Annotated in this window: 6 protein-coding genes and 1 pseudogene; 1 reads left to right on the forward strand and 6 read right to left on the reverse strand. The window is 66.7% G+C overall.

What is annotated here, in order from left to right:
* Positions 1-115 precede the first annotated feature (115 nt).
* Complete coding sequence (locus AB0M45_RS23225) at positions 116-1,081, forward strand: TIGR03557 family F420-dependent LLM class oxidoreductase (protein ID WP_364332760.1); 966 nt, start codon at positions 116-118, stop codon at positions 1,079-1,081.
* A 70-nt stretch (positions 1,082-1,151) separates the two neighbouring features.
* Here the strand turns inward: AB0M45_RS23225 and AB0M45_RS23230 are convergent, their stop codons facing one another.
* The 6 genes and pseudogenes from AB0M45_RS23230 to AB0M45_RS23255 all read right to left on the reverse strand — a co-directional run bounded on the left by AB0M45_RS23230 (position 1,152) and on the right by AB0M45_RS23255 (position 6,491).
* Complete coding sequence (locus AB0M45_RS23230; protein WP_364332764.1) at positions 1,152-1,595, reverse strand: SRPBCC family protein; 444 nt, start codon at positions 1,593-1,595, stop codon at positions 1,152-1,154.
* Between the two features lie 17 nt (positions 1,596-1,612).
* Positions 1,613-2,779 (reverse strand): annotated as a pseudogene (locus AB0M45_RS23235) (carotenoid oxygenase family protein); the annotation flags it as partial.
* A gap of 12 nt (positions 2,780-2,791) precedes the next feature.
* A complete protein-coding gene (locus AB0M45_RS23240; protein ID WP_364332767.1) occupies positions 2,792-2,950 on the reverse strand; it encodes a carotenoid oxygenase family protein in 159 nt (52 codons plus the stop codon).
* A gap of 50 nt (positions 2,951-3,000) precedes the next feature.
* The gene (locus tag AB0M45_RS23245) at positions 3,001-4,056 is read right to left on the reverse strand and encodes a medium chain dehydrogenase/reductase family protein (protein WP_364332770.1); all 1,056 of its coding nucleotides are present in this window, start codon (positions 4,054-4,056) and stop codon (positions 3,001-3,003) included.
* A 117-nt stretch (positions 4,057-4,173) separates the two neighbouring features.
* Positions 4,174-4,860 carry a TetR/AcrR family transcriptional regulator gene (locus tag AB0M45_RS23250; RefSeq protein ID WP_364332773.1) on the reverse strand — a complete coding sequence of 229 codons (687 nt, stop codon included), beginning with the start codon at positions 4,858-4,860 and terminating at the stop codon, positions 4,174-4,176.
* Positions 4,857-6,491, reverse strand: coding sequence for an FAD-binding oxidoreductase (locus AB0M45_RS23255; RefSeq protein ID WP_364332776.1), 1,635 nt, complete (start codon positions 6,489-6,491; stop codon positions 4,857-4,859). The genes AB0M45_RS23250 and AB0M45_RS23255 overlap by 4 nt, the downstream gene beginning before the upstream one ends.
* Between the last annotated feature and the right edge of the window lie 561 nt (positions 6,492-7,052).

Below are 7,052 nucleotides of genomic sequence, written 5' to 3' on the forward strand. Positions count from 1 at the left end.
CCTGGGCAGCGGCGCGGATCCGCATTCTCGGTTTTCCGTGTCGGATGCCGGGTACGCCCCGCCAAGAGCCGGTACTGGCAGGCGACCGGCGTCTCCCAGCCGACAGGAGGTGGCGATGCGTATCGGATACAAGCTGGCGGCCGAGGCATATGGTCCGAACGAGCTTGTCCGCCAGGCGATCCGGGCGGAAGAGGTCGGATTCGACTTCGTCGAGATCAGCGATCACTTCCATCCGTGGCTGGACAATCAGGGGCATTCACCGTTCGCCTGGACCGTGCTCGGCACCATCGCGGCGAAGACCGAGCGGATCGGTTTGGCCACCGGCGTGACCTGCCCAATTCTGCGGTACCACCCCGCGATCATCGCCCAAGCGGCAGCCACCCTCGCGATCCTGTCCGGCAACCGGTTCACCCTGGGTGTTGGCTCCGGCGAACGCCTCAACGAACACGTCGTCGGTGGTCAGTTCCCTCCGGTGCGCATCCGGCACCGGATGCTGCGCGAGGCGCTCGAGATCATCCGGCTACTCTGGCGCGGCGGATATCAGTCCTACGATGGCGAATTCCTGACCGTCTCCGAGGCTCGGGTTTTCGATCTGCCCGATGAGCCGCCGCCGATCGCCGTCGCCGGGGGTGGGCCGGAGGCTGCCCGGATCGCTGCCGAACTCGGTGATGGCCTGTTCGCCACCGAACCGAAGTCGGACCTCGTCGAGCGCTATCGCGCCGCGGGCGGTGCGGGCCCGCGTTATGCGGAGGTCGGCATGGCCTGGGCTCCGGACGAGGAGACGGCCGCCAAGGCGGTACTGGACACGACGCGGTGGGCGGTCACCGGGTGGAAGGTGATGAGCGAACTACCCAATCCGGTCAACTTCGCCGCCGCGACCACCACAGTCCGCCTGGAGGACATCTTCGACAATTTCGCCTGCGGCCCAGAGCCCGCTCGCTATCTGGACGCCGCGAAGCAGTACGCCGACGCGGGCTTCGATCATCTCGTCATGCAGAACGCGGGCCCCGACCCCGACGGCTTCCTGGACTTCTTCCGCCGCGAACTCGACGAACCCCTCCGCACATTGAGCCCGGCCTGAGCGGCAGGGCCATGGACATGGCCTGGACAGGCCACCGCCCGGCACCGCGATGGTGCCGGGCGTGGAAGGATCAGGCTTCGGCGGTCTCGCGCAGGATGTCGAGCCATCGCCGGAGGGACTGTTCGAGGGCATGCCGCATGGCATCGGTGTTGGCCCGTACTGGTTCGCCGCCCCAGGACTCCTCGGTGCGGACGAGTGTGGTGTCGCCGTCGGCTTCGAAAGTCCAGCAATGGATTCCGGTGATGCCGTGTGCCGGACCGCCCCAGAGGATGCGGTGTGGTGCCTCGACGGCATAGAGGGTGGAGTCGATTGTCAACCCCGCTGTGCTCCAGCGGAATCGCGAGCCCGGAGCGAGCGATCCGTTCAGGCGGGCCTCGGTGATGTCGGTGTGCCAGGTAGTCCAATCGTCGATGCCGGTGTGCAGAGCCCAGACCGCCTCAACGGGTGCCGCGATGCGGGTTTCCAGTCGCACGACAATCGGTGCGTTCTGGTCGATGCCTCGGGCTGTTGTCATGATGAATCTCCTTGCGGTCAGTCCTGGATCCAGGATCCGTGGATTCCGCCGGGTACTCGACGGGGCAGCTCGACAGCCGCGATGGCAGGGGCGGTGAAGTCGTGGGCGTCGAGGATCAGTAGTTCCGATGTGCCGGTGGCGGAATCGCCGACGATGGTGAGCAAGTAGCCGTCGTCCTCGCCGGTGGCCTCCGCGCTGGGCACGAAGACGGCTTCGCCTGGCACCCGGCCGGACCCGGTCGGCGCGAGGAACCGCTCGCCGGTGTCGTTGTCGTACTTGATGATTCCGATGCCGGGGAATCCCGAGCCTGGGAACGCGACTGCGTAACTGTAGCGGTTGCGGCGTCCGACGTAGGTGTCATTGATCGTGGGGAAGTCTGTGATCAAGGTGTCCATCACTTCCTCGTCGGCCCGGGTCGCTCCGGGTTCGAGCACGTAACGGTGTTGCAGGGCACCGCCGTTCGGGCAAGTCGGGTGCCCTGGTGCGCCGATCCACCACTTCCACGATGTCTCCCAGGCGGGGCGGTCGAAGCGCGGTCCTTCCACCACGACGCGACCCGCGGCGTCCTCGTAGGCATTCGAGACATGCAGCAGAGCGCCGGGTTCCACCTCGTACCAAGTCACCGTTCCGTTCCCGGACAGCGGCAGGATGCCTATGCGAGGCTGGTAGCTGTCGCTCCAACGGTAGGGAATGCCCGAGCTCTCCGCGGGATCGAAGACCGCCGACATGTCCAGCCACACCAGATAGCGCTCGGTGATGGCGAAGTCGTGCATCGACGATGGCCCAGCTCCCTCGACGACCCGCTGATGAGTGATGACACCGTCCGCGGCGGCGACGTAGTAGATGAGGTGCGGCGGCACAGGGGAGTAGGCGAAGAAATGCAGCTGGCCGGTGACCGGATCCTCCTTGGGGTGCGCGGTCATGGCGGTGGTGAGTTTGCCGCCGAAGTCGTAGGCTCCCACCGTTTCCAGTTCGGGAGTCAACTCGAACGGCAGATTCGCCTCTTGTAGCGCGCGGATCCGTCCGGCGTGCTCGATGATGTGCGTGCCCGCCACGCTGGCGGCCAGGTCGATGCTGCCGTCCTCGCCGAGCAAGGGCGCTCCGTCGAGGGCGGGAGTCTTCACCCATCGGTTGCGGTACCACTCGGCTCGGCCCTCGCGCAGCCGGAGGCCGTGGATCATGCCCGCTCCCTTGAACTAATGCGTCGGCACATCACCGGGTTTCGGATTGTGGCCGTTGCGGAAGTAGCGACCGTTCAGCTCGGGCGGGATCGCACCGCGCACGGTCAGGTCGTGTGCGGTGATCTCGTCCGGGACGGGTTCGTAGTGGCCGGCGAGGTAGGGCTTGTCGGGCATGGCGGGCTCCTGCGTATTCGGGATGGGTAGCGGGACGGAGTGGCCGCGGCTCACGGCAGCTCTTTGGGCACGAGGACGACCTTGCCGGTTACGGTGCGTGATTCCGCGAGAGCGAGCGCCCGGCCGGCATCGGCCAAGGGGAAGCGTGCGGCGATCTGGGCGCGCAATTCGCCGCGTGCGGCCAGGTCGAGAACGGCTCCGAGGTCTTCGGCGAGGCGGCTGCGGAATCGAGCGCGACGGCGCTTCCCGGACCAGATGTTGTAGAAGTGGGCGGACCGATTGTTGGGCAACAGGTTCCACCACGCCAACCGTGCGAACAGCTTCAGCACCGGGAGCCGGGAGTTCCCGTCTTCGTCCTTCGTCGATGCGCTTCCGTAGGCGACGAGGGTCCCGCCGGTCGCGAGCAGGCCGAACGAGTCCACGACGCTGCGGCCTCCCACATGGTCGAATACCGCGTCCACACCACCGGGGGCCAGAGCCCGCACCTGCCGCGGCACATCGCCGCGGTAGTCGACCGGGATCGCGCCGATGGCCTCCACCGCCGCGGCGTTGCTTGCCGAGGCCGTCCCGATCACCCGGATGCCCGCGACGCGGGCCAACTGTACGAGTGTCGATCCGACACCGCCGTTCGCCCCGTGCACCACAATCGTCTGTCCCGCATGGACTTTCGCGATCCGGTGCAGCATCTGCCACGCGGTGATGCCATTGACCACGAATGTCTCCGCTTCCGCGGCCGTCAGACCGGTGGGCACCGGGATCAGGTCGGCGGCCTCCAATATGAGATGGCTGCTCCAGCCGCCGACCTTCGTCAGTGCCGCGACCCGCTGTCCGAGCAGTGCCGCGTCACTGTCCGCGCCGACGGCTATCACCTCGCCGACCAAGTCGTAGCCAGGCGTGAACGGAAACGGCGGCTGGTCGTAGTACTTGCCGCGCCGCATCTGCTGCTCGGCGAACGAGACCCCGGTGGCCTCGACGCGCACCAGAACCCGGCCGGGCCGCGGCGGCGGCAGTTCGCGCCGGGTGATCATCAATTCGTGCGGCTCCACCCGGCCGGGCAGTACGACTTCTACGGCAATGGTCGGCGTCGTTGTCGCGGTGTGGGACATGGGATCACTCCTAGTGTGTGACTGATCAATCACTCTGTTGGTGAAGAAAATGCCCCCGCAGGGGCAGGGAAGTATTGAACTGGGCTCAGGGCATCGCTCGGTCTGCCGACATGCGGGTCACCCCCCTTCAAGCGCGGTGCGCGCATGCGGGTGACGAATGCCGGCGGTGAGGATCGCCGCCCAGCTGCCCTCATTGTCGTCGAGCCCGAGCGTGGTGATCAGGTGGCACAGCTGCCCATAGGCCATGAACCGCTGCACCTGATCGTCGGTCGCGTCCGAACGGGTCTTCGCATAGTCGGTCACCCGATGCAGGCCACGGCGCACAGCGTCGGCGATTTCCGGGATGTCGGCGGCCGACTGAGCGTGAACCTGCAGCATGAGCAGGCCCTTGTCGGCGATCAGCTCGGCGTACGCGCCACCCATCTCGTGCAGGACCTTCTCCGGATCACCGCCCGGCACGCGCGCCGCGCCGGTCGCCAACGATCGTTCGACCAGCTCGTAGCAGCGGTCCAGCGCGGCCACGAACAGCTCGACCTTGCTCGGGAAGAGCTTGAAAACGTACGCGGGCGAAATGCCTGCCGCGGATGCCACAGTGTTGATCGGCGTCCCGTGGTACCCGGTTTTGGCGAATTCAGCGATCGCCGCGTCGACGACGGCCTCGCGGCGGGCATCGGAGGTGGAGAGGGTGGCTCCTCGCTTGGGCATGTGAGTGACTGTACACTCACTCCGTCGGGTAGGCAATCCCGATCGGCGGAGCTTGCCCGACCAATTCAGTCGGCGACCAATACCGACGGTGACGATCACCTCGCCGTCAGGTCGATCAGGACACCGGGATTGAGGATGCCCGCCGGGTCGAGCGTCGATTTGGCCGCGCGTAGAGCGGCGGCGAAAGGTTCGGGGCGCTGGCGGTCGTACCAAGGGCGGTGGTCCCGGCCGACGGCGTGGTGGTGGGTAATGGTGGCGCCGGAGGTCTCCAGTGCCTCCGACACCGCGGTTTTGATCTCGTCCCATTGCTCGACGGTCCGGCCCCAGCGGCCACCGGCATAGACGCCGAAGTAGGGCGCGGGCCCGTCCGGGTAGACGTGAGTGAATCGGCAGGTGACCACGCCGGTCACGCCGACGGAGTGGAACGCGGCGGTCGCGGCGGCGAGTACCTTCTCCCGCAGGGTGTCGAAACGGTCCCAGGTGCAGGCGGTTTCGAACGTTTCGACGATCATCGACTGGGCGGCGAGTGCGTCGCGCTGATACGGCATCCGCAGGAACGACGAGCGCCAGGCGTCCGCGGCGCCCGGGCGCGCGGTGTCGTGTGCCGAATCGGTGGTGCGGACCCCGTCGGGGGTCGTGCCGCCGTGGTCGCGGCAGATCTGCACCGCACGCCGCATCGTTTCGTCCACCGGATGGTCGGCGGACTCGAATCCCAGGACCAGAACACCTCCTGCGGCGCCTGTTCCGGCGTTGATGAAGGCCTCGACCGGATCGAGCAGCCTGCAGTTCGCCGGATACAGCCGGGCCTGGGTGATCGTCCGTGTGGCGGCGATGGCATTGCCGTAATCGCCGAACACCACCGAGGCTCCGGCGCGCCAGAGCGGACGATCCTGCAATCGCATCCACGCCTCGGTGATCACTCCGAGGATGCCCTCGGACCCGAGGAACATCCGGTCCGGCGAGGGGCCCGCGCCCGATGCGGGCACCCGGCGCGATTCGCTGATCCCGATCGGCGTCACCACCCGCATCGACTCGACCATGTCGTCGATGTGGGTATAGACGGTCGCGTAGTGGCCGCCCGCTCGGGTGGCCAGCCAGCCTCCGAGCGTGGAGAACTCGAACGACTGCGGAAAGTGCCGCAGCGTCAAGCCATCCGGGCGCAGTGCGGCTTCCAGCGCGGGGCCGAGTATGCCCGCTTGGATCCGCGCCGCGCGGCTGGTGCGATCGAGTTCGACGATCCGACCCAGGCGGCCGAGATCCAGTGCGATGGTGCCGGCGTAGTCGCCGGCGCACCGCGGTTCGACACCACCGACGACCGACGTTCCACCGCCGAACGGCACCGCCGCGACGCCCGCGCTCGCGCACCAGTCCAGGACGTCGACCACGTCCTGCTCGGTCCGCGGCCGCACCACTTGATCGGGTACATGATCGACGCGGCCGAGCAGAGTGCGTACTACGTCACGGAATGCCTGCCCGTGCCCGTGCGAGACGCGATCGCGGAGATCTTCCGACGCCAGATGAGCCAGCGAACCCGGCAGCTGGACGCGGGGAGCGGGCACCTCCAACGACACCGGATCGGGCGCCTCGTGCACCGCGAGGTCGGCCTCGGGCAGCAGGGCCGCTACGCGTTTCGTCAGCGCCGCACGTTCGGTGCCGGTGACCGCGTCTTCGACGTTTCCCCATCCCCACCACGACCTCGTCACGGCTACTCCTTCGACCTGCGCTGACATTGACCCGAACGTAAATTACGTTCCGGTTGTCCGGGGCAACTTCCCAGTTTGCGGATCGAGTGGAGTTCAGCCATGGCGCCAGCTACACCAGAATGGGTGGCCTGCGACGCCGAGCGGCCAAGGGCTCCTTCTCGCCGCCGTCGCAGTCGGCGATTCGGCGCTGCCGGACCGGCGACTTGATCGCGTCTCGACAGTGAGACGGGCTCCTACGGCCTGCAATAGCATGGTTGATGTGAAGTGATCTCAGTCACACTTGATTCACAGTTGAAAACCTTCTTACCCAGATGTTTTTCGCATCACACGATGTCATCGCACAACGCCTGGCTGGGTACTCCTATGGGTTTTCCCAACCTCGGCGCGCCGATTCGATCGGCGTTCGCTAAGGTCCGTTCTGCACGCTCGGGTCATGGGTTCACGCATTTGAGGCACTGCTTCTGGCTCCATAGCCAGGGCGGACAATGATCGACCAGAGAGTGAACCTGCCGCCGTATGACCCCGTTACGTCGTTCCGCACGTCGCGTCCATCATTCACGAGCACGGAGTGTGCTGTTTCCCCAGTTG

The sequence above is a fragment of the Nocardia sp. NPDC051787 genome (genome assembly GCF_040681325.1).
In the GTDB taxonomy this organism is placed as follows: Bacteria; Actinomycetota; Actinomycetes; order Mycobacteriales; family Mycobacteriaceae; genus Nocardia.